This is a genomic window from Streptomyces sp. CB02980 (genome assembly GCF_014451325.2).
Taxonomy (GTDB): Bacteria; Actinomycetota; Actinomycetes; order Streptomycetales; family Streptomycetaceae; genus Streptomyces.
On sequence record NZ_JACSCH020000006.1, the window covers coordinates 26,319 to 51,778 of the forward strand.

At 72.5% G+C, this 25,460-nt stretch carries 22 protein-coding genes; 9 read left to right on the forward strand and 13 right to left on the reverse strand.

Translation table 11 applies throughout. The annotated features are described in order from the left end of the window. The first annotated feature begins 102 nt into the window (after positions 1 to 102). Genes E0F75_RS14590 through E0F75_RS14610 form a run of 5 tightly spaced genes read left to right on the forward strand, consistent with a single transcriptional unit; the run spans position 103 to position 5,892 of the window. Positions 103 to 1,938 (forward strand): ABC transporter substrate-binding protein, encoded by a 1,836-nt coding sequence (locus tag E0F75_RS14590; protein ID WP_187623221.1) that lies wholly within the window; start codon positions 103 to 105, stop codon positions 1,936 to 1,938. Positions 1,939 to 1,941: 3 nt separating this feature from the next. Further along, a complete protein-coding gene (locus tag E0F75_RS14595) occupies positions 1,942 to 3,003 on the forward strand; it encodes an ABC transporter permease (protein ID WP_030322438.1) in 1,062 nt (353 codons plus the stop codon). Further along, positions 3,000 to 3,914 (forward strand): ABC transporter permease, encoded by a 915-nt coding sequence (locus E0F75_RS14600; RefSeq protein ID WP_187622966.1) that lies wholly within the window; start codon positions 3,000 to 3,002, stop codon positions 3,912 to 3,914. Before E0F75_RS14595 ends, E0F75_RS14600 begins: the two co-directional genes overlap by 4 nt. Continuing rightward, positions 3,911 to 4,885 carry an ABC transporter ATP-binding protein gene (locus E0F75_RS14605; protein WP_187622967.1) on the forward strand — a complete coding sequence of 325 codons (975 nt, stop codon included), beginning with the start codon at positions 3,911 to 3,913 and terminating at the stop codon, positions 4,883 to 4,885. The genes E0F75_RS14600 and E0F75_RS14605 overlap by 4 nt, the downstream gene beginning before the upstream one ends. Then, positions 4,882 to 5,892 carry an ABC transporter ATP-binding protein gene (locus tag E0F75_RS14610; RefSeq protein ID WP_187622968.1) on the forward strand — a complete coding sequence of 337 codons (1,011 nt, stop codon included), beginning with the start codon at positions 4,882 to 4,884 and terminating at the stop codon, positions 5,890 to 5,892. The genes E0F75_RS14605 and E0F75_RS14610 overlap by 4 nt, the downstream gene beginning before the upstream one ends. A 112-nt stretch (positions 5,893 to 6,004) precedes the next feature. Here E0F75_RS14610 and E0F75_RS14615 read toward each other — a convergent pair whose 3' ends face one another. From E0F75_RS14615 to rimP, 9 genes are all read right to left on the reverse strand, one after another. Beyond that, positions 6,005 to 6,973, reverse strand: coding sequence for a bifunctional riboflavin kinase/FAD synthetase (locus E0F75_RS14615; protein WP_187622969.1), 969 nt, complete (start codon positions 6,971 to 6,973; stop codon positions 6,005 to 6,007). A 31-nt stretch (positions 6,974 to 7,004) separates the two neighbouring features. After that, on the reverse strand, positions 7,005 to 10,637 hold the full coding sequence (locus E0F75_RS14620) for a serine protease (protein WP_187622970.1): 3,633 nt from the start codon (positions 10,635 to 10,637) through the stop codon (positions 7,005 to 7,007). Between the two features lie 226 nt (positions 10,638 to 10,863). After that, positions 10,864 to 11,763, reverse strand: a complete 900-nt coding sequence (gene truB, locus E0F75_RS14625; protein ID WP_187622971.1) for a tRNA pseudouridine(55) synthase TruB — start codon at positions 11,761 to 11,763, stop codon at positions 10,864 to 10,866. After that, positions 11,760 to 12,200, reverse strand: a complete 441-nt coding sequence (gene rbfA / locus E0F75_RS14630) for a 30S ribosome-binding factor RbfA (protein WP_187622972.1) — start codon at positions 12,198 to 12,200, stop codon at positions 11,760 to 11,762. Before rbfA ends, truB begins: the two co-directional genes overlap by 4 nt. 31 nt (positions 12,201 to 12,231) lie before the next feature. After that, positions 12,232 to 12,525, reverse strand: a complete 294-nt coding sequence (locus E0F75_RS14635) for a DUF503 domain-containing protein (RefSeq protein ID WP_187622973.1) — start codon at positions 12,523 to 12,525, stop codon at positions 12,232 to 12,234. 148 nt (positions 12,526 to 12,673) lie between these two features. After that, a complete protein-coding gene (gene infB / locus E0F75_RS40415) occupies positions 12,674 to 15,787 on the reverse strand; it encodes a translation initiation factor IF-2 (RefSeq protein ID WP_187622974.1) in 3,114 nt (1,037 codons plus the stop codon). Between the two features lie 146 nt (positions 15,788 to 15,933). Then, complete coding sequence (locus tag E0F75_RS14645; protein WP_187622975.1) at positions 15,934 to 16,215, reverse strand: YlxR family protein; 282 nt, start codon at positions 16,213 to 16,215, stop codon at positions 15,934 to 15,936. A 74-nt stretch (positions 16,216 to 16,289) separates the two neighbouring features. Beyond that, complete coding sequence (gene nusA, locus E0F75_RS14650) at positions 16,290 to 17,285, reverse strand: transcription termination factor NusA (protein ID WP_187622976.1); 996 nt, start codon at positions 17,283 to 17,285, stop codon at positions 16,290 to 16,292. Between the two features lie 2 nt (positions 17,286 to 17,287). After that, the gene (gene rimP / locus E0F75_RS14655; RefSeq protein ID WP_187622977.1) at positions 17,288 to 17,794 is read right to left on the reverse strand and encodes a ribosome maturation factor RimP; all 507 of its coding nucleotides are present in this window, start codon (positions 17,792 to 17,794) and stop codon (positions 17,288 to 17,290) included. A gap of 179 nt (positions 17,795 to 17,973) precedes the next feature. Between rimP and E0F75_RS14660 the strand changes: the two genes are divergently transcribed. From E0F75_RS14660 to E0F75_RS14675, 4 genes are read left to right on the forward strand one after another with little or no spacing between them, the layout of a single operon-like run. Further along, complete coding sequence (locus E0F75_RS14660; protein WP_187622978.1) at positions 17,974 to 18,546, forward strand: hypothetical protein; 573 nt, start codon at positions 17,974 to 17,976, stop codon at positions 18,544 to 18,546. Further along, entirely contained in the window at positions 18,543 to 18,959 is a 417-nt protein-coding gene (locus E0F75_RS14665; RefSeq protein WP_187622979.1) for a ferritin-like domain-containing protein, read from the forward strand. Before E0F75_RS14660 ends, E0F75_RS14665 begins: the two co-directional genes overlap by 4 nt. 31 nt (positions 18,960 to 18,990) lie before the next feature. Continuing rightward, on the forward strand, positions 18,991 to 19,890 hold the full coding sequence (locus E0F75_RS14670) for an aminoglycoside phosphotransferase family protein (protein ID WP_187622980.1): 900 nt from the start codon (positions 18,991 to 18,993) through the stop codon (positions 19,888 to 19,890). Positions 19,891 to 19,935: 45 nt separating this feature from the next. Continuing rightward, a complete protein-coding gene (locus E0F75_RS14675; RefSeq protein WP_187622981.1) occupies positions 19,936 to 20,865 on the forward strand; it encodes a slipin family protein in 930 nt (309 codons plus the stop codon). A 63-nt stretch (positions 20,866 to 20,928) separates the two neighbouring features. Here the strand turns inward: E0F75_RS14675 and E0F75_RS14680 are convergent, their stop codons facing one another. The 4 genes from E0F75_RS14680 to ispG all read right to left on the reverse strand — a co-directional run bounded on the left by E0F75_RS14680 (position 20,929) and on the right by ispG (position 25,444). After that, positions 20,929 to 22,629: a proline--tRNA ligase gene (locus E0F75_RS14680; protein ID WP_187622982.1), complete on the reverse strand. Its 1,701-nt coding sequence runs from the start codon at positions 22,627 to 22,629 to the stop codon at positions 20,929 to 20,931. Positions 22,630 to 22,698: 69 nt separating this feature from the next. Beyond that, positions 22,699 to 23,244 carry a GNAT family N-acetyltransferase gene (locus E0F75_RS14685; protein WP_187622983.1) on the reverse strand — a complete coding sequence of 182 codons (546 nt, stop codon included), beginning with the start codon at positions 23,242 to 23,244 and terminating at the stop codon, positions 22,699 to 22,701. Between the two features lie 28 nt (positions 23,245 to 23,272). Beyond that, positions 23,273 to 24,118, reverse strand: coding sequence for a GNAT family N-acetyltransferase (locus E0F75_RS14690; RefSeq protein WP_187622984.1), 846 nt, complete (start codon positions 24,116 to 24,118; stop codon positions 23,273 to 23,275). Between the two features lie 168 nt (positions 24,119 to 24,286). Beyond that, positions 24,287 to 25,444: a flavodoxin-dependent (E)-4-hydroxy-3-methylbut-2-enyl-diphosphate synthase gene (ispG, locus tag E0F75_RS14695; RefSeq protein WP_187622985.1), complete on the reverse strand. Its 1,158-nt coding sequence runs from the start codon at positions 25,442 to 25,444 to the stop codon at positions 24,287 to 24,289. Positions 25,445 to 25,460 lie beyond the last annotated feature (16 nt).

The following is a 25,460-nucleotide window of genomic DNA, read 5'->3' on the forward strand; positions in this document are numbered from 1 at the left end:
ATCGTTGACGACGGCAGACCACCGCTGATAAACCTTCGCTTCACTCACCGTCAGCCCAAGATCCACGACAGATCCCCCGACGCGAGGTCACGTCCCATGGTCATGGTCACGAAGGTTCCACCCCGTCACACCCCCACTCACAGAGCGCTCCGTCTGCTGCTCGCCTCCGGTGTCACCGCCGTCTCGCTCGTGGCCGTCCCCGGTACCGCCGCCGCGGAGGACGACAAGTCCGCGGGGAACACGCTCACCGTCGCCGTCTCGCAGAGCATCGACTCGCTGAGCCCCTTCCTCGCCCAGAAGCTCACCTCGACCAGCATCCACCGGCTGGCCTACGAGTACCTCACCAACTACGACGCGAAGGACGCCCGCACGATCCCGGGCCTGGCGACGGCGTGGAGCCCCTCGGCGGACAAGCTGACGTGGACGTACACGATCCGCGAGAACTCGAAGTGGTCCGACGGGCAGCCGGCCACCGCCGAGGACGCGGCCTGGACCTTCAACAAGATGATGACCGACCCGAACGCCGCCACCGCCAACGGCAGCTTCACGGCCAACTTCGCGCAGGTCACCGCACCCGACCCGAAGACGCTCGTCATCCGCCTGAAGAAGCCGCAGGCCACGATGACCGCGCTCGACGTGCCGATCGTGCCGAAGCACGTCTGGGAGAAGGTCGGCGACTTCTCGAAGTTCAACAACGACAAGCAGTTCCCCATCGTGGGCAACGGGCCGTTCGTCATCACGGACTACAAGGTCGACCAGTACATCAAGCTCAAGCCGAACGAGACGTTCTGGCGGGGCACGCCGAAGTTCGACGAGCTGGTCTTCAAGTACTACAAGGACGGGGACGCCGCCGTCGCCGCCCTCCAGAAGGGCGAGGTGTCCTTCGTACCGAATCTGACGCCCGCCCAGGCCGCTGCGCTGAAGACCCAGAAGAACGTCAAGGTCAACGACGCCCCCGGCCGCCGCTTCTACGCCATCGCCACCAACCCCGGCGCGAAGGCCCAGGACGGCAAGACCTTCGGCAACGGCCACCAGGCGCTGCTCGACCCGGCCGTCCGCAAGGCGCTCTTCCTCGCGGTCGACCGCACCACCCTCGTCGACAAGGTCTTCCAGGGCCACGCGGTCGAGGGCCAGGGCTACATCCCGCCGCGCTTCGGCTCGTACTTCTGGAAGCCCGAAGACGCCCAGAAGCGGTCGTACGACCCCGTCGCCGCGGAGAAGGTCCTCCTCGCGGCCGGCTACCGGAAGAACGCCGAGGGCAAGCGGGTCGGCAAGGACGGCAGGCCGCTGGAGTTCCGGATCCTCTGTCACGCCACCGACCCGAACGACAAGGCGGTCGGCAAGTACCTCCAGGAGTGGTGGGGCGCGCTGGGCATCGGCCTGAAGGTCGAGTGCCTGGACAGCGTCTCGGACCCGTGGGTCAAGGGTGACTACGACCTCGCGTTCGACGGCTGGTCGGTCAATCCCGACCCGGACTACGTCCTGTCGATCCACACCTGCGGCACGCTCCCCGCGACGCCGAAGGACTCCGGGGCCACCGACAACTTCATCTGCGACAAGGAGTTCGACGGGCTCTACGCGCAGCAGGCGGTGGAGTACGACACCGCCAAGCGGGCGGATCTGGTGAAGCGGATGCAGTCCCGGCTGTACGACACGGGGTACATGAACATCATGGCCTATCCGAACGCCCTCGAGGCGTACCGCACGGACCAGATCGCGTCCATCACGACCATGCCCGAGGCCGCCGGAAACCTGTGGGGCCAGGACGGCTACTGGAGCTGGTGGTCGGCCACGCCCACGGCCTCCGCGTCCGGCGGCGACAGCTCCGGCTCCTCGACGACCATCTGGCTGATCCTCGGCCCCGTCGCGCTCGTCCTCGTCGCCGTGGGCGTCTGGACCGCCCGTCGCCGTCGCACCACCGCCGACGACCGCGAGTAGTCCGTGACGACAGCGAGCACCCCCGCCGACGTGGTGCGGGCCGAAGAGGCCCGCGCCACGGACGGCGCACCCCGCACCGGTTCCTCCCTCGGCTATCTCCGCCACGCGGCGGGCAAGCTGGGCGGCGCGCTCGTCTCCCTCTTCGCCGTCCTCGTCACCAGCTTCTTCCTGTTCCGGATCATCCCCGGCGACCCGGTGAAGGCGATGACGCACGGCGTGCCCACCTCCGCCGAACAACTCGCCACTCTGCGCCGCCAGTTCGGGCTCGATCTGCCACTGTGGCAGCAGTTCACCGACTACTGCGCCAAGGCACTGAGCGGCGACCTCGGCACCTCGTTCCAGTTCCGCGCCCCGGTCGGCGACCTGATCGCGGAGAAGCTGCCCGCGACGCTGCTGCTCACCGGCGTCGCCGTGGTGATCTACTCGGCGCTCGGGCTCTGGCTCGGCACCCGCTCGGCCTGGCGCCACGGCGGGCTCGGCGACAAGCTGAACACCGGGATCGCGCTGACGCTGTGGTCGGTGCCCTCCTTCTGGCTCGGGCTGCTGCTCATCATCGTGTTCTCGGTCGGCATCGGCCCGATCCCGGGGCTCTTCCCGACCGGCGGCATGGAGTCGGGTACGGGCGAGACCGGCTTCGCGTACGTCCTCGACGTCGCCCACCACCTCGTACTGCCGGTCGTCACGCTCGTGGCCGTCGGGTACGCGCAGACCCTGCTCGTGATGCGCTCCTCGCTCCTCGACGAGATGGGCGGCGACTATCTGACGACGGCGCGGGCGAAGGGGCTGCGCGACGACGACGTGCGGCGCCGGCACGCCGTGCCGAACGCGCTCCTGCCGACCGTCACCATGATCTTCATCAATCTGGGCCACGTGGCGGCCGGTTCGATCCTGGTGGAGACGGTGTTCTCCTGGCCGGGGCTCGGCGGGCTGTTCTACCAGGCCCTGAGCGTGCCCGATCTGCCGCTCGTCCAGGGCCTGTTCGTGGTCTTCGCCGGAGCGATGATCCTGATGAACCTGATCGCCGACCTGCTGTATCCGCTGCTCGACCCCAGGGTGGGCCGATGACCTCGACCGAGCCGACACTGCCGTCGGCGGCCTCGCTGCGATGGGAACGCCGCCGAGGCTCGGTGTCCCGCTTCTGGAAGGCGTACCGCACCCACCGCGCCGGGCTCTTCGGCCTCGCCGGGCTCGCCCTCATCGCGCTGCTCGCACTGACCGCCCCGTGGACCGTCGGCGCCGACGTGCAGTCCGTGACGCAGGCCCCGGGCACCGCACTGGAGTCGCCGAGCGCCGAATTCCCGCTGGGCACCGACCAGTTCGGCCGCTCGCTGCTCGGTCTGCTGATCTGGGGGGCGCGGATCTCGCTGCTCGTCGGACTCCTTGCGGCGGCGCTCTCGGTCGCCATCGGCACCCTCGTGGGGATCATCGCCGGGCACTACGGCGGCTGGTTCTCGACCGTCGTCATGCGGATCACCGACTGGTTCCTGGTGATGCCGACCCTGGTCCTCGCGATCGTGCTCGCCACCGTCATGTCCCGGTCGATGTGGACGGTCGTCATCGCCATCGGGGTGACCTCCTGGCCGACCACGGCCCGCCTGGTGCGGGCCCAGACGATCGCCGTCGAGTCCCGCCCGTACATCGAACGGGCGACCGCGCTCGGCGGCGGACACGGGCACGTCATGAGCAAGCACGTGCTGCCGAACGTGATGCCGCTGGTGCTCGCGCAGACCACGCTCGGCATCTCGACCGCCATCCTCACCGAGGCGACCCTCGCCTTCCTCGGGCTCGGCGACCCGACGGTCGTCTCCTGGGGCGGCATGCTCCAGGACGCCCGCGAGGCCGGCGCGGTCTCCTCCGGGCACTGGTGGTACCTGGCCCCGCCCGGCATCGCCATCGCCCTGGTCGCGCTGGCGTTCACGCTGTGCGGCCGGGCCGTCGAGTCCGTACTCAACCCGAAGCTGGGGGCGGGGCGATGAACGCACAGAGCCTCCTGGAGGTACGGGACCTCAGGGTGACGTACGGGTCGGGCGCGGCCGCCGTGCCCGCCGTGCGCGGGGTCGACCTGACCCTGGAGCCGGGCCGCAAACTCGGTGTGGCGGGCGAGTCCGGCTGCGGCAAGTCCACGCTCGCCCTCGCCCTGCTGCGCCTGCTTCCGGCGTCGGCGCGGGTCGAGGGACGGATCCTGCTCGACGGCGACGACGTCCTCGCCATGAAGTGGGGCCGGCTCCGGGCCGTGCGGTGGGCGGGGGCGTCGATCGTCTTCCAGGGCGCGATGCACTCGCTCAACGCCGTGCACCGGATCGGGGACCAGATCGCCGAGCCGCTGCTCGTCCACGGCCGGGCGACCCCGGCGGCGGCCCGCAGGAAGGCCGGCGAGCTGCTCGAACACGTCGGTCTGCCCGCCGCGCGCGCGGCTGCCTATCCGCACGAACTGTCCGGTGGACAGCGGCAGCGCGTGATGATCGCGATGGCGCTGGCCTGCGATCCGCAGCTGATCGTCGCGGACGAGCCGACGACCGCGCTCGACGTGATGATCCAGGCGCAGATCCTGCGGCTGATCGAGCGACTCGTCGCCGAGCAGTCCATCGGCCTCCTGATGATCAGCCACGACCTCGCGGTCCTCGCCGACACCTGTGACCGGCTGGCGGTGATGTACGCGGGCCGGGTCGTCGAGGAGGGTCCGGCCAGGGCGGTGTACGAGGCCGCTCAGCACCCCTACGGCCGCGCGCTGTCCTCGGCGTTCCCGCGCGTCGGTGACCTCGCGTCCCGGCGTGCGCCGCGCGGACTGCCGGGCGACCCGCCGGACCCGGCGGACCTGCCGGGCGGCTGCACCTTCCATCCGCGCTGTCCGGTGGCGGTGGACGCCTGCGGGGAACTCGATCTGGAGCTACGGGAGGCGGGCACGGATCACCGGGCCGCCTGCGTCCATGTGGGGAGTGCGTCATGAGTACGGAGACGGCCGTGCGTACGGAGACGGCGGCGGCGTCACTGCTGTCGGCGCGGGGGCTGCACGTCACCTTCCCCGGGCGGCGGGGCGCGCCGCCCGCACGGGCGGTCGACGGGGTGGACCTGGACATCGGCGCGGGCGAGATCGTGGCCCTCGTCGGGGAGTCGGGCTGCGGCAAGACGACGCTGGCCCGCTCGCTCCTCGGCCTGGTCCGGCCCACGTCGGGGACGGTCGCCTTCGACGGGAAGCCGCTCGGGTACGGCGCCGGGGCCCTCAAGGCGTACCGGAAGCGGGCCCAGCTGGTCCTCCAGGACCCGAGCGGCTCGCTGAACCCCCGGCACACGGTGTACGACGCGGTGGCGGAGGGGCTGCGCATCCACGGATACACCGGCGACGAGCGGGAGGCGGTCGCCGGGGCCCTCGCGCGGGCCGGGCTTCGCCCGCCGGAGCGCTTCTTCCTGCGCTACCCGCACGAGCTGTCCGGCGGGCAGCGGCAGCGCGTCGTCATCGCGGGCGCGCTGGTCCTTGAGCCGGAACTCATCGTCGCCGACGAGCCGGTGGCCTCGCTGGACGCTTCCGTACGGGGCGAGATCCTGGCGCTGCTGCTGCGCCTGCGGGACGAACTCGGGCTTTCCGCGCTGGTGGTGACGCACGACCTGGGTCTCGCGTGGAACATCGCGGACCGGGTGGCGGTGATGTACCTGGGCCGGATCGTCGAGACCGGCACGGTGGAGTCCGTCCTGACCCGACCCCGGCATCCGTACACCCGGGCGCTGTTGTCGGTGCTTCCGGAGTCCGGGGGCGCTCCGGTGGTGCTGACCGGCGAGCCGCCGGATCCGTCCCGCATCCCGTCCGGCTGCCGCTTCCACGCCCGCTGCCAGGTCCTCGCCTCGGGCGAGGCGGCGGCGGTCGCGGACCGCTGCCGCGGCGAGAGCCTGCCGGTCCTGGGCGGCGGCGGTGAGCAGGAGGTGGCCTGCCACTGGGTGGCGCGGGAGGCGGTGGTCTGAGCCGACGGGGCTCAGGGAACGGCGGGCCGGACGACCGGGCCGGCGGGCCGGGTGGGCGGGCCGGCGGGCCGGGTGGGCGGGCCGCCCACCGTTCCCGTCGGCCGGCGAAGGGCTAGCCGGCCTGGGGGTTCTCCAGGTCGTACGCCTCCGTCAGCTCCCGGCAGCGCTTCACGTCGCCGGCCATCGCTTCGAGCAGGTCGTCCAGGGTGTCGAACTTCAGCATCCCGCGGACGTACGCGAGGAAGTCCACGGCGACGTGCAGCCCGTACAGGTCGAGGCCCTCACGGTCGATCGCGTAGGCCTCCACCGTCCGCTCCGTGCCGTCGAACTGCGGGTTCGTGCCGACCGAGATGGCCGCGGGCATCCGCTCCCCGTCGGCCGTCAGCCAGCCGGCGTAGACGCCGTCGGCCGGGATGGCGGTGTGCGGGAGGGTCTCGACGTTGGCCGTCGGGAAGCCCAGTTCGCGGCCGCGCTGCGCGCCGCGGACCACGATGCCCTCGACGCGGTGCGGACGGCCGAGGATCTCGCCGGCCCCGGCCATGTCGCCCTCGGCGACGAGCCGGCGGGTGAGAGTGGAGGAGAAGGGGTCGCCGCCGCCCGCCGTGCCGCTGACGAACAGGTCGATGACCTCGACCTCGTAGTCGTAGGTGGCGCCCAGCTCGGACAGGAAGGCGACGTTTCCGGCGGCCCGGTGTCCGAAGCGGAAGTTGGGGCCCTCGATGACGGCCTTCGCGTGCAGCTTGTCGACGAGCACCTTGACGATGAAGTCGGCCGGGGACAGCTGGGAGAACTCGGCGGTGAACGGCAGCACGAGCACCGCGTCCACGCCGAGGCCGGCGATCAGCTCGGCGCGCCGGTGGTGCGGGGCGAGCAGCGGCGGGTGGCTGCCGGGCCGCACGACCTCGGAGGGGTGCGGATCGAAGGTGACCACCACGGAGGGGACCCCGAGTTCCCTGGCGCGCTCGACGGCCCGCCCGATGATCAGCTGGTGCCCGCGGTGCACACCGTCGTAGGAGCCGATGGTGACGACGCTGCGCCCCCAGTCCTGGGGGATGTCCTCCAAGCCACGCCAGCGCTGCACTGTGACCGCTCCTCGTCCGCCTGTTCGCCGATTACGCAGGTCTAAGACTGCCATGCCCACGGCCGTCGGTTCGCATCGGCATGGAAGTGCCGTGGCTCCGCAGCGCCCGGAGGGTCTCCGGACCGAGCAGCGGCGCCCACTCGGCGGGGTCGCCGACCGCCCAGCGGGCGAGCAGCGTGGCGAACCCGGGCCGCGCGCGGACGTGCCCCGCGAGGGCCGGGTCGAGCAGCCTCGCGCCTTCGGGAGTACGGGCCCACAGGGCGCCGACCCGGTGGGTGAGCGCCCGGGTCCGCGGCTCACTGCGCCGCTCGGCGCCGTCCGCGGCGGTCTCCAGGAGGGCGGCCAGGACGGTGAACTCCCCCGTCTCGGCCTCGTACCGCTCGTGCTCCAGGAGTACGTCGAGGAGTTCGGCCCGCAGATGCCGGGAGGCGCCGGTGCCGGGCGCGGCGAGTACGGGGGCGAGGGCGCGGCGGACCCGCGCGGGACGGCCCCGGATCAGGCCGGAGACCAGCGGGAAGAGGACGGCCCGTGCGGCCGGGCCGTACTCGAAGCGCCGGTCGACGAAGTCGGCCACGTGCGCGGCGCCCTCGGGGTGGCGGGCGACGTATCCGCGGACGAGGGAGGCCACCCGACGGGCGAGCGCGGGCGTGTCGACGTCGGCGAGCGCCCGCAGGGCGGCGGCGGGGGCCTCGCCGGTGCCGTCCAACCGGGCCCCGAAGGCGGCGAGGACCGGTCCGGGGTCGGCCGCGAGGGTCTCGACGAGGGCGCTCGCGGGCACCCGGGGCTCGGCGAGGGCGCGGGGCAGGTGGCGGTCCCGGGTGTGCGGGTCGCGGATCAGCAGGCCGAGGGCGGCGCCGTGGAGGGTCTGGTCGCCGGGGCGGGCGAGCAGGGCCAGGGCGGCGAAGCGGAGGAGTTCCCGGTCGGTGGGGCGGGTGGCGTGACCGGCGACGAGCTGCCCGTACGCGGCGGCCGCGACCCGCCGCTCCGGGCGCCCGTCGTCGTGGGCCCAGCGGTCGACGGCCCGGCAGACGGCGGAGGGCTCGTCCTCGGCGAGGGCGGCGAGGAGGCCGTCGGCGAGCGGGTGGGCGGTGGCGACGAGCGCCTCGCACAGATCGTCGACGGCGAGTGCCCGATGGGTGTGCAGCAGGGCCTGGGCGGCGGTGGCGACGGTCGCGCCCGGGGCGGCGGGGATGGCCCGGTCGTCGGCGAACCAGCGGCAGAGCAGCGGCTGCACGCCCCTGGGGTCGGCGGCGAGCATCCCGGCGACGGCGGCGAGGGACCGCTCGCCGCCGGGGCCCTCGCCGGGGCCCTCGCCACGGCCCTCGCCGCGGTCCTCGCCGGGCGGCGGGTCGGCGGGGGCGAGCCGCCGCAGCAGATCGATCCGCTCGTCCTCCCCGAGCGGCAGCCCCAGCCAGAACTCGGGCCCGAACGCGGCGAACACCGCGTGCCGCCCCCCGCGGGCGTCGATCCGGCCGGCGCCCGCCCCGTCCGGCTCGACGCCTGCCCCGATCCGGTCGGCGCCTGCCCCGATCCGGTCGGCGAGCAGCCGCAGGACGGGGAGGTACGGCCGGGGGTCCGGCAGCCTCCGCACGCTCTCGCCGAACAGCCGGGCGGCCCACCAGGGCCCGTCGCCGGAGGATCCGCCCGCCTCGTCGGCGTACCGCCCGAGAGCCTCGGCAAGCACGGCGAGCCGGGGGGCGAGGGCGGCCGGGCCGCGCTCCCGGTGGAGCAGCAGGAGCGCCTGGAGGACGGGGCCGATGCGGTGACGCGGGACCGGCGGGGGCGCTTCGTCGGGGGTCCGCTGCCGGGGGACGACGGGCGTCGCGAGCGGGTCGCCGGATCCGGCGGGTCCGGCAGGTCCGGTCGCGTCCTCAGGGCCGGCGAGAGAACCGAGACCCAGGGAGAGCAGCGCCTCCAGGGCGCCGTCCAGGTCCAGGTGGGCCGCCTGCACCCAGTCCGCCAGCTCCTCGTGGGCGAAGCGGTAGCCGGAGCCGGCCGGGACGAGCAGTCCTTCGGTGAGGACCGCCGAGGCCCAGCCCTCCCGCCAGGGGAAGAGCTCCTCGAAGGAGACCCGGTCGAGGACGCCGTGCCCGGGGCCGAGGCAGCGGCGGGCCGCCTCGTGGACCTGGCCGGTGACGCGGGCGGCCAGGCGTCGTACGGCGGTCCCCGGGGGCAGGGGCCGGGAGCCCGCGGCGATCCGGACGGCGATCCGCAGGCACATCAGGTCGAGGTACGCGGTGAAGATCTCCTCGCGCCCCGGCCGCCCGGGGACGTCCGCCGGCAGTGCGGCCCGCACCTCGGCGAGCAGCCGCAGGGCCAGCGGGTGGCGGGCGTCGGCCTCGGCGAGGTCCTTCTCCCCGAGCCCGTACCCCTCGCGTACGGCCTGGGCCTCGGCCGCGGAGTACGGCCCGAGGACGAGGGCGGCCGGCAGTCCGCCGGGCACCCCGTCCCGGGGGCCCGTCGCCGGCCGGTGCAGCGCGCCCGGCCGGTAGAGGGCGCCCGCGCGTTCCCAGTGCTCGGGGCGGCAGGCGGTGACGAGGTGGACGTGGTGGGCGCGGAGCCAGTCCTCGGTGGCGGTCGTCCAGTCGGCGAGCCGGTGGACGAGGTGCGGCGACATCTCCTCGGGGCCGTCGAGGACGACGAGGAGCGGGCGGCCCGCCTCGTGGGCGAGGGCGGCGGCCCGTTCGGGGGTGGCGGTGGTGGTGTCGCCGAGCGCCCCGGAGGCGGCGACGATCCGGCCGGCCTGCTGGAGTGCCCGGCCGACGGCCTCGGCGAGTGAGCGGTCCTCGGCGCGCAGGTCGGCCCCGCGCAGCCGGACGGTGGGAGCGGGCGCGACGCCCCGGGCGCGACGGGCGCAGAGGGCGGCGAGGGCGGTGGTGCGGCCGGTGCCGGGGGCGCCGACGAGGGCGAGGACCGGCGCCTCGCCCGCCGTGAAGCGGGCGAACTCGCGGACGCACTCGGGGCGTTCGACCGGCTCGGGCCAGGGGTCGGGGTCCCGTACGGGGCCGGTGGAGGTGGCGGTGAGTTCCAGGATTCCGGCGAGGTTGAGGTCGGGTCCGTAGGCGGGGACGGTGGCCGCGTTGCGCCGGAGGAGGGCGGTGAGGGGGCCTTCGGGGCGCAGTCGCACCGCGTATCCGGCGGCCGGGCGGTCGCCGTGCAGGGCGGTGCCGAGGACGGCGAGGACGGTGCCGGTGGTGGTGTCGAGGACGGGGCCGCCGGCGGCCTGTCCGCCGAGGCGGAGGGCCTCGGCGCCCTCGGTGCCGATGGCGAGTTCGAGGGCGTCGGCGAGCGCGTGGAAGCGGTCGGTGGCGGTGTACGTGACGGCGGCGGGGCCGAGCACGCGCGCCTCGCGCCAGCCGTGGGCGGCGATCCGTACGTATGTGCCGGGTTCGATCTCGGTTCGGGTCGCGAGCGGCAGCGGCCGTACGTCGAGGCCTTCGGTCCGTACGAGCGCGAGGCCGCTCTCCGGCAGCGGGGTGACGGCCTCGGCCTCGGCGAGCCAGGTCCGGTCGCCGGGGGCGTGCAGGACGACACGGCTGAGCCCGTCGACGGCTTCGTGACTGGTGACGACCGTTCCGTGGTGGTCGGCGAGGAATCCGGTGCCGCGAGGCCGGCCCGCCAGATCGCAGATCCGCACCAGCGTCGCCAGGTCCCCGCGTCCCATGGTGTCGACGGTAGGTCGCCGGTGATCACACGGAGGACCACGACGAAGGAACGCGCCCCCTGTCACTCCCCCCTTCACTCCGAGCGCCTCCCTGATCGGGTGGTTCTTCGGCGTTCCGCCGGACAGGCTCTCGCAGGGGGAGGCAAAGGGGGGAGACAAGTGAGGGCGGGCACGCGCGCGTGCCCGCCCTCACTGTGAGCCGACGATGGGCTCCGAACCGCTCGGATCAGCCGAAGACGGCGAGGCTCTTGGCCTTGCCCCGCTGGTCCTCCACGAGCGCCAGCAGCGTCCCCTCGGGCCCGAAGACCGCGACGGGACCCGCCGGGTACTCCGGCATCTCCAGGCGGACGCCGTTGAGCAGCAGTTTGGCCCGCTTCTCGTCGACGTCCCACCGGGGGAACGCCGCCGTGGCCGCGTCGGCGACCGGCATGACCGTGAGCTCCTCCTGGAGCTGGTCGAGCGTCTTCGCCGAGTCCAGCTTGTACGGGCCGACCCGGGTGCGGCGCAGCGCGGTCAGGTGCCCGCCCACGCCGAGGCCCGCGCCGAGGTCCCGGGCGAGCGCCCGGATGTACGTACCGGAGGAGCAGACGACGGAGACGACCAGGTCGACGACGGGGGTGCCGTCCTCGGCGGTCGCCTCACGGACGTCGTACACCTGGAAGGAGGAGACGGTGACCGGGCGGGCCGGGATCTCGAACTCCTCGCCGCCGCGCACGCGCGCGTACGACCGCTTGCCGTCGATCTTGATCGCGGAGACCTTCGACGGCACCTGCATGATGGCACCGGTCAGCTCGGCGACGCCCGCGTCGATGCCCTCGCGGGTCACCTTGGATGCGTCGACGGAGGCCGTGATCTCGCCCTCGGCGTCGTCGGTGACCGTCGTCTGGCCCAGGCGGATGGTGCCCAGGTACTCCTTCTCGGTCAGCGCGAGGTGACCGAGGAGCTTGGTCGCCCGCTCCACGCCGAGGACGAGGACGCCGGTGGCCATGGGGTCGAGCGTGCCGGCGTGGCCGACCCGGCGGGTCTTCGCGATCCCCCGCATCTTGGCCACGACGTCGTGCGAGGTGAAGCCCGACGGCTTGTCGACGATGACAAGGCCGTCGGGCGTGCGTGCTGCGTTGCTCATTCGGCGGCTTCGTCCTCGCCCGGCTTCTTGTAGGGGTCGGCCTCGCCCGCGAAGTGGGCGCCCGAGGACGCCTCCCGCACCTGGGCGTCCGAGGCCCGCGCCTTGTCGAGGAGGTCCTCGATGGTCTTGGCGTTCTCCGGGAGGGCGTCGGCGATGAACGTCAGGGTCGGGGTGAACTTGGTCCCCGCCGCGCGGCCCACGGCCGAACGGAGGACGCCCTTGGCGCTCTCCAGGCCGGCCGCGGCGCTCGCCCGCTCCTCCTCGTCGCCGTAGACCGTGTAGAAGACCGTGGCCTCCCGCAGGTCACCGGTGACGCGGGTGTCCGTGATGGTCACGTGCGTACCCAGGCGGGGGTCCTTGACGCCGCGCTGCAGCTTCTCGGCGACCACCTCCCGGATGAGGTCTGCCAGCTTCTTCGCCCGCGCGTTGTCGGCCACTGGTCCTTCTCCTTCTTTGCCTTGCTCAACATCAGTCTTCATCAGTGTGGAGCCTGCGGCGCACCGACAGCAGCTCCACCTCGGGACGGGCGGCGACGAGCCGCTCGCACCGGTCCAGTACGTCGCTGAGGTGTCCCGAGTCCCCCGACACCATGGCGACCCCGATCTCGACCCGCCGATGGAGGTTCTGGCCGCTGACCTCCGCCGCGCTCACCGCGAATTTCCGCTGGAGCTCGGCGACGATCGGCTTGACGACGGAGCGCTTCTCCTTCAACGAACGAACGTCGCCGAGGAGCAGATCGAAGGACAGTGTCCCCACATACATGTATGTCCGGATGTCCCGCCGGTTCGGGTTCGGTGTTCCCGCCGACCACTCGGCGGGAACACCGGAAACGCTACACGCAACGGCCGGGGCCGATCGACGGAATACTTTCCGCCGACCGGCCCCGGCTCACTGCTGCGATCGGACGCGATCAGGCGCGCGGCTTCTCGCGCATCTCGTACGTCGCGATGACGTCGTCGATCTTGATGTCGTTGAAGTTTCCGAGGTTGATACCGCCCTCGAAGCCTTCGCGGATCTCGGTGACGTCGTCCTTGAAGCGGCGCAGACCGTGGATCGTGAGGTCCTCGGCGATGACCTTGCCGTCGCGGACGAGGCGCGCCTTGGTGTTGCGCTTGACCTCGCCGGAGCGGATGAGGACACCGGCGATGTTGCCCAGCTTGGACGAACGGAAGACCTCGCGGATCTCCGCCGTACCGAGCTCGACCTCTTCGTACTCCGGCTTGAGGAGGCCCTTGAGCGCCGCCTCGATCTCCTCGATCGCCTGGTAGATGACCGAGTAGTACCGGACGTCGACGCCCTCGCGCTCCGCCATCTGCGCGGCACGGCCGGCCGCACGGACGTTGTAGCCGATGACGATGGCGTCGGAGCCCATGGCCAGGTCGATGTCCGACTCGGTGACCGCACCCACACCGCGGTGCAGGACACGGATGTCGACCTCTTCGCCGACGTCGAGCTGGAGCAGCGAGGCCTCGAGGGCCTCGACCGCACCGGACGCGTCGCCCTTGATGATGAGGTTGAGTTCCTGGACGAGACCGGCCTTGAGCACCTTGTCGAGGTCCTCGAGGGACACCCGGCGGACGCGCTTGGCGAAGGCGGCGTTGCGCTCACGCGCGGCGCGCTTCTCGGCGATCTGACGGGCCGTACGGTCCTCGTCGACAACCAGGAGGTTGTCGCCGGCACCCGGGACGTTGGTGAGACCCAGGACCAGGACGGGAGTCGACGGGGTCGCCTCCTCGACGTTGTTGCCCTTGTCGTCGAGCATCGCCCGGACGCGGCCGTACGCGTCGCCGACCACCACGGTGTCGCCGATGCGCAGCGTTCCGCGCTGGACCAGGACGGTCGAGACGGCACCACGACCACGGTCGAGGTGGGACTCGATCGCAATACCCTGCGCGTCCTGGTTCGGGTTGGCCCGCAGGTCGAGCGAGGCGTCGGCGGTGAGGACGACGGCCTCGAGCAGGGAGTCGATGTGCAGACCCTGCTTGGCGGAGATGTCGACGAACATCGTGTCGCCGCCGTACTCCTCGGCCACCAGACCGAACTCGGTCAGCTGACCGCGGACCTTGGTCGGGTCCGCACCCTCGACGTCGATCTTGTTGACCGCGACGACGATCGGGACGCCGGCGGCCTTGGCGTGGTTGAGCGCCTCGATCGTCTGCGGCATGACGCCGTCGTTGGCCGCGACCACGAGGATCGCGATGTCGGTCGACTTCGCACCACGGGCACGCATGGCGGTGAACGCCTCGTGACCCGGGGTGTCGATGAAGGTGATGCGACGCTCTTCGCCGTTGACCTCGGTACCCACCTGGTAGGCACCGATGTGCTGGGTGATGCCACCGGCCTCGCCCGCGACGACGTTCGTCTTGCGGATCGCGTCGAGAAGTCGGGTCTTACCGTGGTCGACGTGACCCATGACGGTGACGACCGGCGGACGGGAGACCAGAGCCTCTTCGCCGCCCTCGTCCTCGCCGAACTCGATGTCGAAGGACTCGAGGAGCTCGCGGTCCTCTTCCTCCGGCGAGACGATCTGAACGGTGTAGTTCATCTCCTCGCCGAGCATCGTCAGCGTGTCGTCGGACACGGACTGCGTGGCCGTGACCATCTCACCGAGGTTCATCATCACCGCGACGAGCGACGCCGGGTTGGCGCCGATCTTCTCGGCGAAGTCGGTGAGGGAGGCACCGCGCGACAGGCGAATGGTCTCGCCGTGGCCGCGAGGCAGCATCACGCCGCCCACGGACGGGGCCTGCATGGCCTCGTACTCCTGGCGCCTCTGACGCTTCGACTTGCGACCGCGACGCGCGGGACCGCCGGGACGACCGAAGGCGCCCTGCGTGCCACCACGGCCACCCGGACCGCCGGGACGGCCACCGAAGCCACCGGGACGACCGCCGAAGCCGCCGCCACCGCCGGGACCACCCGGACGACCGCCGCCGCCGCCACCGGGACCACCGGGACGACCGGCGAAGCCGCCGCCGCCACCGCCGGGACCGGCCGGACGACCGGCGAAGCCGGGACGACCGCCGCCGCCACCGCCGGGACCACTCGGACGGCCACCGGGGCCACCGGGACCACGGCCACCGCCGCCGGGACCGGGACGCGGGCCGGCAGCGGGACGCTGCGGCATCATGCCCGGGTTGGGACGGTTACCGCCGGGCGCGCCGCCCGGACGGGGAGCCTGCGGACGAGGCATGCCACCGGGGGTGGGACGAGCGCCGCCGCCCTGACCCTGCGGACGCGGAGCGCCGCCGGGGCCACCCTGCGGACGCGGGGCGCCCGGAGCGCCACCGGGGCCGCCGGGACGGGGAGCGCCGCCACCGGGACGGGGCGTCTGCGGACGCGCCATGCCGGTGGAGCCACCCGAGGTGAAGGGGTTGTTGCCCGGACGCGGACCGGCCGGACGGGCACCGCCCGGACGGGGAGCGCCCTGGCCCTGCGGACGCGGGGCACCCTGGCCCTGCGGACGCGGTGCGCCCTGACCCGGACGGGCCGGACGCTCGGGGCGGTCGCCGGTGGGACGGGGTCCCTGGGCGGCGCCACCGGGGCGCTGACCGGCGGCGGGAGCCGACGGAGGCGCGGTGAACTCAGGTGCGGCCGGAGCCGGCGTGACCGGCTTGGGCGCGGGCTTCGGGCCCGGGCGGGGGCCCGAGGCGGCCGGAGCCGTGGAGGGGGTGCTGCTCGCGGCGGGCGCGGCCGGAGTGACCGGGGCCGGCGCCGCAGGCGCGGCGGGGGCCGGCTTGGGTGCCGGGGCGCCGGGCTTCGGGGCAGCGGGACGTGCCGCGGCGGCCGGAGACGGCGCCGCGGGCGAGGGGGCGGCCTTGCGAGGCGCGCCGGGCTTGGCAGCGGTCTTGCCGGCGTTGCCGCCGGGACCCTGCAAAGCATCAGTCAACTTGCGCACGACCGGCGCCTCGATAGTCGAGGACGCCGAACGGACGAATTCACCGAGTTCTTGGAGCTTGGCCATGACGACCTTGCTCTCCACACCGAACTCCTTGGCGAGTTCGTATACCCGGACCTTAGCCACTTCGCTCCTTTGAGGTCCGGGTTACCGCCGGACCGTCGCTACTTCATGGGCGTACTCATCGCGTACTCATCGAGTGCTCATCGCAATCTCGACCTACTTCCAACTCGCGAGGTACCTGACCGCACGGTGTTCCGTGCCGTACTTCTTCACTGCGGTGCCGGCCGTTCGACGTGGTGACGTAGTTCCGCTGTTTCGAGCGGGCCCTGGACCCTGAAGGCCCTCGGGAACGCTCGGCGGCGGACCGCCAGGTCGAGACAAGCCACGGCGGGGTGCAGGTACGCACCCCGGCCGGGCAGCGTACCGCGATGATCAGGAACGCACTCGTCCTTGTTCACCACGATCCGCAGCAGATCGCTCTTGGCCGCTCGCACCCGGCATCCCACACAGGTTCGCTCAGGGCACGCGCGGGCATGCGTCCGGCCAGACACGATTAAGTCTACCTCCCCGTACCGACCTCACCTGTTTGGGGCAAGAATCGAACACTTGTTGGCCAAAAACGGTCTCAGTCCTCCGGACCGCTCGGCTCGGTGTCGGGACGGATGTCGATCCGCCAGCCGGTGAGACGCGCGGCGAGGCGGGCGTTCTGGCCCTCCTTGCCGATCGCCAGCGACAGCTGGTAGTCCGGCACCGTCACGCGCGCGGAGCGGGCCATCATGTCGACGACCTCGACCCGGGACACCCGCGCCGGGGAGAGCGCGTTCGCCACCATCTCGGCCGGGTCGTCCGACCAGTCGACGATGTCGATCTTCTCGCCGAGCAGCTCCGCCATCACGTTGCGGACGCGGCTGCCCATCGGGCCGATGCAGGCGCCCTTGGGGTTCAGGCCCGAACGGGTGGAACGGACGGCGATCTTGGTGCGGTGACCGGCCTCACGGGCGATGGCCGCGATCTCGACCGAGCCGTCGGCGATCTCCGGCACCTCGAGGGCGAAAAGCTTCTTCACCAGATTGGGGTGGGTGCGCGAAAGGGTGACGGACGGACCGCGGACACCCTTCGCCACCCGGACGACGTACGTCCGCAGCCGCAGACCGTGCGTGTAGTCCTCGCCCGGCACCTGCTCCTGCACCGGAAGAATGGCTTCCAGCTTGTCGTCCAGACGGACCAGGACGTTCTTCGGGTCCTTGCCCTGCTGCACGACACCGGCGACGACGTCGCCCTCGCGGCGAGCGTACTCGCCGAACGTCACGTCGTTCTCGGCGTCCCGCAGACGCTGCTGGATCACCTGACGGGCGGTGCTCGCCGCGATCCGGCCGAAGTCCGACGGGGTGTCGTCGAAGTCCTTGGGCTCCTGGCCCTCCTCCAGATCGGAGGGGTCTTCCTTCGCCCACACCGTCACGTGACCGGTCTGCCGGTTCAGCTCCACGCGCGCGTGGCGGCGGGCGTCGGGGGTGCGGTGGTAGGCGATGAGGAGGGCCGACTCGATCGCCTCGACCAGCAGGTCGAAGGAGATCTCCTTCTCATTCGCCAAGCCCTTGAGCAGCTTCACGTCGATGTCCACGGCTACGCCTCCTCTTCCTTCTTGTCCTTGCGGTTGAACTCGATCTCGACACGCGCCTTGGCGATGTCGGCGAACGCGACCCGGCGGGCGGTGGGCTTGCGCCCCTTCACGCCCGGCACTTCGAGGTCGAGGCCGTCCTCGTCCACGGCCAGGATCCGCGCGACCAGTTCCTCGGCGGCGCCGTCGGTGGTCAGCTGGAGCTTGGCGAGGCGGCCGATGGCCCGCACGTAGTGGCGGTGCTCGGTCAGCGGGCGGTCGGCGCCGGGGGAGCTGACTTCGAGGACGTACTCGCCCTCGCCCATCGCGTCGGTCTCGTCGAGCTTCTCGGAGATCGCGCGGCTCAGCTCGGCACAGGCGTCCAGTTCCACGCCCTCGTCCGAATCGACGACGATCCTCAGCAGTCCGCGGCGGCCGGCCCGGGACACCTCGATCTCCTCGAGATCCAGGTCCCTCGCGTGGACGAGCGGCTCCACGAGTCCGCGCAGCCTGTCGCTCTGGGTGGTGCTCATCCGGGTGACTCCTCGGCCGCGTGTGCTGTTGTGGGTTCGTCGCGTTTTCCTCGCGTGTCAGACCAAAGGGTATCCGGTCCGGGAGGGTGTTGCCGTCCACCGCCCCGGGGCCCGCGGGTACGCTCGCCTGCGGTGATCCCGACGATCTTCGACGACGTACCACAGCTGAGGGAGAGAGCGTGACGACGACGGGCAGGCGCGCACTCCTGACGGCGGGGGTCTCGGCCGCCGCCGCGGCGGCGCTCACGGGCTGCACCGCCTCGGAGGACCCGGGTCCCCGGAAGCCCAGCGCTGCCGAGGTGGAGGCCGAACGGGTGGCGCGGGCCGAGGCCGCGCTGCGGCTGCGCTCCGTGACCGCCTCCAGGACCCTGCTGGAACGTTACGACGCGGCGCTCGCCGCCCACCCGGCCCTCGCGCCCCGGCTGACCCCGCTGCGACGCTCCGTGGCGGCGCACGCCAAGGCGCTCGGCGAGGGCGGCACGACGGTGCGCCCGGCGACGGCCGCACCGTCACCGTCCGCCACCGCCACCGCTTCCGCCTCCGCCTCCGTGCGGCCCACCGCGCCCCCCGTGCCCGTCGCGGCCGACCCCCGGACGGCCCTGAAGGAGCTCGCGGCGGCCGAACGCACGGCCGCCGACGCCCACACCGCCGCCCTGGTCACCGCCCCGCCCGAGTACGCCCGGCTGCTGGCCTCCGTGGCCGCCGCCGGCGCCGCCCACGCCTATCTGCTGACCGAAGGAGCCCGGGCATGAGCGCCCTCGACGCGACCCAGGCCGCGCTGGCCGCCGAACACGCGGCGGTGTACGGGTACGGGGTCGTCGGCGGCCGGATCGGTACGGAACGACGGGCCGAGGCCACCGCCGCGTACGAGGCGCACCGGGCGCGCCGGGACACGCTGCGCCGGAGCGTGCGCGACCTCGGCGGCACGCCGGTGGTGGCGGAGGCCGCGTACGAGCTGCCCTTCCGGGTCGCGGACCCGGCCGGCGCCGTACGGCTCGCGGCCGTCCTGGAGGACCGGGTGGCCGGGGTCTACTCCGACCTCGTCCGGGCCACCGAGGGCCCTCGGCGCCGTGAGGCGGCCGCCGCGCTGCGGGAGGCGGCGGTACGCGCGGTCCGCTGGCGCGGCAGCGACGTAACCTTTCCTGGGCTCGCCGAGCGGGTGTGAGCCCCGCCCCGACCGAAGGAACAACGTACGCATGGGTTTCGAACCGCCGCAGCGACTGATCAGGACGCTCGGTGAGACGTACGGGGACGCCGCGGCGGCCGAGTGGCTCGGGAGACTGCCCGAGCTCGCCGGTCAGGTGCTCGACCACGCCTCCCTGGACAGCGAACGGGTGATGGCACCCGGCGGACGCAGCAGCCTGGTCGTGCTCGTCCGGCGGTCCGACGGCTCCCCCGCCGCGCTCAAGATCGCGCCCGCGTTCGCCCGGCCGGACCTGGAGCGGGACGCGCTCGCGCACTGGAACGGCTGGGGCGCGGTCCAGCTCCTCGACGAGGCCGCGGAGGGCGCGCTCGTCCTCGAACGGCTGCACCCCGAGGTCTCGCTGCGCTCGCTCCCGGAGGCGAAGGCGCTCCTGGAGGCGGCCGGGACCGTACGCAAGCTGTGGGTCGAGCCGGCGGCGGAACACGGCTTCGAGACGGTGGCCGAGCGGACCGCCCGGCAGGCGGCGGCGATGGTCCCCCACCTGACGGGGGCGGCGACCGCCGAGCTGACGACGGCGGCGCTCGCGGCGCGGGAGGAGCTGGTGACCGGCGCCTCGGAGACGCTGCTGCTGCACGGGAACTTCCGGCAGGGCAAGGTGCTCGGCGGTGACCGGGCGCCCTGGCTCGCCGTGGGCCCGGAGCCGCTGGTCGGCGAGCGGGCGTACGACCTCGCCCGGCTCGTACGGGACCGGGTGGAGGACCTGGTGGCCGCGTCCTCGGGTGCCTCGGCGGCCCGGCGGCGGGTCAACAGGCTGGCGGACTCCCTGGACCTGGACCGGGAGCGGCTGCGCGGCTGGACGCTGTTCCGCGCGGTCGAGTCGGGCACGCGGGCGCTGACGGCGGGGCGCCGGCAGGATGCCGAGCTGCTCCTGGAGTTCGCGAGCTGGCTGTAGGGGAATACCCTTTCTGTACCGTTCGGCTCAATCCAGGGGGCCGTGATGATCGAAGAGCTGCTGGTGGCGGCGGCCGGCGCGGCGGCGGCGATCGCCGTGTACGCGGGCGCCGCCGCGCGGGTCGTGAAGCAGTACGAGCGAGGAGTCGTCTTCCGCTTCGGGCGGCTGCGCGACAACGTGCGCGCGCCCGGCTTCACGATGATCGTTCCGGGTGTGGACCGCCTCCACAAGGTGAACATGCAGATCGTCACGATGCCCGTGCCCGCGCAGGAGGGCATCACGCGGGACAACGTGACGGTGCGGGTCGACGCGGTCGTCTACTTCAAGGTCGTCGACGCGGCGGAGGCGCTGATCCGGGTCGAGGACTACAAGTTCGCGGTATCGCAGATGGCACAGACGTCCCTGCGGTCGATCATCGGCAAGAGCGATCTCGACGACCTGCTGTCGAACAGGGAGAAGCTCAACCAGGGCCTGGAACTGATGCTTGACTCCCCCGCGATCGGCTGGGGCGTGCAGATCGACCGGGTCGAGATCAAGGACGTGTCCCTGCCGGAGACGATGAAGCGCTCGATGGCACGGCAGGCGGAGGCGGACCGGGAACGCCGGGCGCGGGTGATCAACGCGGACGCCGAGCTCCAGGCCTCGAAGAAGCTGGCGGAGGCGGCGGCGGTCATGTCCGACCAGCCGGCGGCGCTGCAGCTGCGGCTGCTGCAGACGGTGGTGGCCGTCGCGGCGGAGAAGAACTCGACGCTGGTACTGCCGTTCCCGGTGGAGCTGTTGCGATTCCTGGAACGGTCGACGGTGGGGCCGGCGGCCGCCGTGAGCGAGGCACCTGCCGTGGCGCCGACCACGTCGACGCCGCCGGTCAGTGACGCGTACCTGAAGGGCGCGGCCCATGCGGCGGAGGGGGTGGAGCCGGTGGGTGACCTGACGGGAGCGTCGGTGGAACCGGCACCACCGGAGGACGGCGCCTGAGCGTCCTACATGAGGGAGGGGCGGGGGCCTCGGGCCCCCGCCCCTCCCTCATGTCTCCCGCCGTCAGGCGGTCAGGCGGGCGAGCGCCTCGTCGACGGTCAGTTCCTCGCGGTCGCCCGTCCGGCGGTCCTTCAGCTCCACGACGCCCTCCGCCGAGCGGCGGCCGGCGACCAGGATCTTCGGGACGCCCATGAGCTCCGCGTCGGTGAACTTGACGCCGGGCGAGACGCCCGCGCGGTCGTCGACCAGGACGCGGAGGCCCGCGGCGGACAGCTTGTCGGAGACCTCGAGGGCCAGCTCCGTCTGGAGGGCCTTGCCCGCGGCGACGACGTGGACGTCGGCCGGGGCGACCTCGGCCGGCCAGCACAGGCCCTTCTCGTCGGCCGTCTGCTCCGCCAGCGCGGCGACGGCGCGCGAGACGCCGATGCCGTACGAGCCCATGGTCACGCGGACCGGCTTGCCGTTCTGGCCGAGGACGTCGAGCTTGAGGGCGTCGGCGTACTTGCGGCCCAGCTGGAAGATGTGGCCGATCTCGATGGCGCGGTCCAGCTTGAGGCCGGTGCCGCACTTGGGGCACGGGTCGCCCTCCTGCACGACGACGACGTCGACGTACTCCTCGACCTCGAAGTCACGGCCCGCGACGACGTTCTTCGCGTGCATGCCGTCCTTGTTGGCACCCGTGATCCACGCGGTGCCGGGCGCCACGCGCGGGTCGGCGATGTACGTGACCTTCTCCAGGCCCTGCGGGCCGACGTAGCCCCGTACGAGGTCGGCGCGCTCGGCGAAGTCGGTCTCGGTGACCATCTCGACGGTCGCCGGCGCGAAGTGCTCCTCGACCTTGCCCAGGTCGACCTCGCGGTCGCCGGGGACGCCGACGGCGACGATCTCGCCGTCGACCTTCACGAGGAGGTTCTTCAGCGTGGCGGAGGCCGGGACGCCGAGGGAGGCGGCCAGGGTCTCGATCGTCGGGGTGTCCGGGGTGGGGATCTCCTCGGCGGCGGCGACGGCCGAGCCGTCGACCGGCTTGAGCTCGTACGAGATCGCCTCGGTGTTCGCCGCGAAGTCGCAGTTCGGGCAGTCGGCGAAGGTGTCCTCGCCGGCCTCGGCCGGGGCCAGGAACTCCTCGGACTTCGAGCCGCCCATGGCGCCGGCGGTGGCCGCGACGATGCGGTAGTCGAGGCCGAGGCGCTCGAAGACCCGCTGGTAGGCCTGGCGGTGCAGGGCGTAGGACTGGGCGAGGCCCGCGTCCTCCGTGTCGAAGGAGTACGAGTCCTTCATGAGGAACTCGCGGCCGCGCAGGATGCCGGCGCGGGGGCGGGCCTCGTCACGGAACTTGTTCTGGATCTGGTACAGGATGACCGGCAGGTCCTTGTACGACGAGCACTGGTCCTTGACCAGGAGCGTGAAGATCTCCTCGTGCGTCGGGCCGAGGAGGTAGTCGCCGCCCTTGCGGTCCTGGAGACGGAAGAGCTCGGCACCGTACTCGTTCCAGCGGCCCGTCGCCTCGTACGGCTCACGCGGCAGCAGCGCGGGGAGGGTGACCTCCTGCGCGCCGATCGCGTCCATCTCCTCGCGGACGATGCGCTCGATGTTGGAGAGGACCTTCTTGCCGAGGGGCAGCCAGCTCCAGATGCCGGCGGCGGTGCGGCGCACGTAGCCGGCGCGGACGAGGAGCTTGTGGCTGAGGACCTCGGCGTCGGCCGGGTCGTCGCGCAGCGTCTTCGCCATCAACTGGGACATGCGCTGGACCGGTGCGTTGGCCATGGTTCTCGTACTCCTGCCGGGTAAGGATGATGGCCCCGAGATTAGCCGGGCCTCCCCGGGTCGGAGAAATCAGTTCCGGCGCTTGAGCGGCAGGGACGCGCCCATGACCGCGTACGGGCGGACCGCGCTCGGGAAGTGCACCTGGCGGGCGAGGTCCTGGTAGCCGAGGGAGCGGTAGAGGCCGCGGGCCGGGCTGTCGGTGTCGATCGCGGAGAGGATCGAGCGCTGTTGGGCGGACTCGTCGGTGATGGTGGTGATCAGCTCGCGGCCCACACCGCGCCCCTGGTAGGCCGGGTGGACGTGGAGTTCGGTGATCACGAAGGAGTCGTCGAGCCAGTCGACGGTGCCGGTGGCGCGGAGATACGACTCGACGACGGTGGACCACCAGTGGCCCCGGTCGTTGGGCATCCCGTACACGAACCCGACGAGTCTCCCCTCGGGGGTGGTGGCCCCGTAGGCGCGGGCGCCGGGGTTCAGCAGGTGGCGCAGCACGATGTGGCGGCGTACGGCGATCTCTTCCTCGTCCAGGCCGAAGGCGAGCGCCTGCACGGCGAGTGCCTCGTCCACCCGGGCGGCGAGATTGACCGGTCCGATCATGACCTGTGCGTCATCCATGCGGCGCACCCTACAAGCGGCCGGGGCCTCAGAACAGCACACTCATGAAGGCACCGGTCTCCTGGAAGCCGACACGGAGGTACGAGGCCCTCGCCGGGGTGTTGTAGTCGTTCACGTACAGGCTGACGACGGGCGCGATGTCCGCCAGGGCGTACTGGAGGACGGCGGCCATGCCCGACTCGGAGAGGCCCTTGCCGCGGTGCTCGGGGGCGACCCAGACGCCCTGGATCTGGCAGGCCTGGCGGGTGGCGGCGCCGATCTCCGCCTTGAAGATCACCTTGCCGTCCTCGATGCGGGCGAAGGAGCGGCCGGCGCCGACGAGCTCGGCGACCCGGGCCTGGTAGAGCAGTCCGCCGTCGTTGGCGAGCGGGGAGACGCCGACCTCCTCGGTGAACATGGCCACGCACGCGGGCATGATCACGTCCATCTCGTCCTTGCGGACGCGGCGCACGAGCGGGTCGGGCGCGACGGTCACGGAGGGCTCCTCGGCGACCATCAGCGGCTGCCGGGCTCGGACGTCCCGCGCGGGGCCCCAGCTGGGCTCCAGGAGCCGCCACAGCTCGGTGGTGGGCTCGGCGGGCCCGACGATCGAGGAACAGCGACGGCCGGTCCTGCGCGCCCGGTCGGCGAAGGCGCGAACGGCCTCGGGCGTCGCGCAGAGCGGCACGAGGTTGGCACCGGAGTAGCAGAGCGACCGCAGTCGCCCCTCGCTGTACCAGCCCCACATCTCGCCGCCGAGCCGCCAGGGATCGAGCCCGGCGACCTGGACGCGGGCGGTCACGAAGGCGTTCTCGACGGGGGCGCTCTCCAGAACGGCGAGTGCGGCGCCGAGGTCGGCGGGTTCGAGGACCCGGGTGGCGGGTTGTGTCAGCACGAAGGGGGCCTCACCGTACGGTTCTACGTGGTCTCCGCACTTTACCCCTCTCGCCTGTGGCGGGGCCCTCCGCGCACGCGAAGCCCCCTCGTCCCCGGAGGGAGGAGGGGGCTTCGGGACGAGCCGGGGCTTCGGAAGGAGCCGGGGCTTCGGGACGAGCCGGAACGCTCAGCCCGCGACGGCGACCGACGGTTCGCCGCTGGCGACGCCGTCCTTCTCCATCTGCTCGGCGATCTTCAGGGCCTCTTCGATGAGGGTCTCGACGATCTTCGACTCGGGCACGGTCTTGATGACCTCGCCCTTCACGAAGATCTGGCCCTTGCCGTTGCCGGAGGCGACGCCGAGGTCGGCCTCGCGGGCCTCGCCCGGGCCGTTGACGACGCAGCCCATGACGGCGACGCGCAGCGGGACGGTCATGCCGTCGAGGCCGGCGGTGACCTCCTCCGCGAGCTTGTAGACGTCGACCTGGGCGCGGCCGCAGGACGGGCAGGAGACGATCTCCAGGCGGCGCTGGCGCAGGTTCAGCGACTCCAGGATCTGCATGCCGACCTTGATCTCCTCGGCCGGCGGCGCGGAGAGGGAGACGCGGATGGTGTCGCCGATGCCCTGGGACAGCAGCGCGCCGAAGGCGACGGCCGACTTGATGGTGCCCTGGAAGGCCGGGCCCGCCTCGGTGACGCCGAGGTGCAGCGGGTAGTCGCACTGGGCGGCGAGCTGGCGGTAGGCCTCGACCATGACGACCGGGTCGTTGTGCTTGACCGAGATCTTGATGTCGCGGAAGCCGTGCTCCTCGAAGAGGCCGGCCTCCCAGAGGGCGGACTCGACGAGCGCCTCGGGGGTGGCCCTGCCGTACTTCTTGAGCAGGCGTGCGTCGAGCGAGCCGGCGTTGACGCCGATGCGGATCGGGGTGCGGGCGTCGGAGGCCGCCTTGGCGATCTCCTTGACCTTGTCGTCGAACTGCTTGATGTTGCCGGGGTTGACGCGGACGGCCGCGCAGCCGGCGTCGATCGCCGCGAAGACGTACTTCGGCTGGAAGTGGATGTCGGCGATCACCGGGATCTGCGACTTCTGCGCGATGACCGCGAGGGCGTCGGCGTCGTCCTGGGTGGGGCAGGCCACGCGCACGATCTGGCAGCCGGAGGCCGTCAGCTCGGCGATCTGCTGCAGCGTGGCGCCGATGTCGGACGTGCGGGTCGTGGTCATCGACTGCACGGAGACGGGTGCGTCACCGCCGACGGCCACGCTGCCGACCTGGATCTGGCGGCTCTTGCGCCGCTCGGCGAGCCGGGTCGGGACGGTCGGGATACCGAGAGAAATCGCGGTCATCTTCTGTGCAACCTCA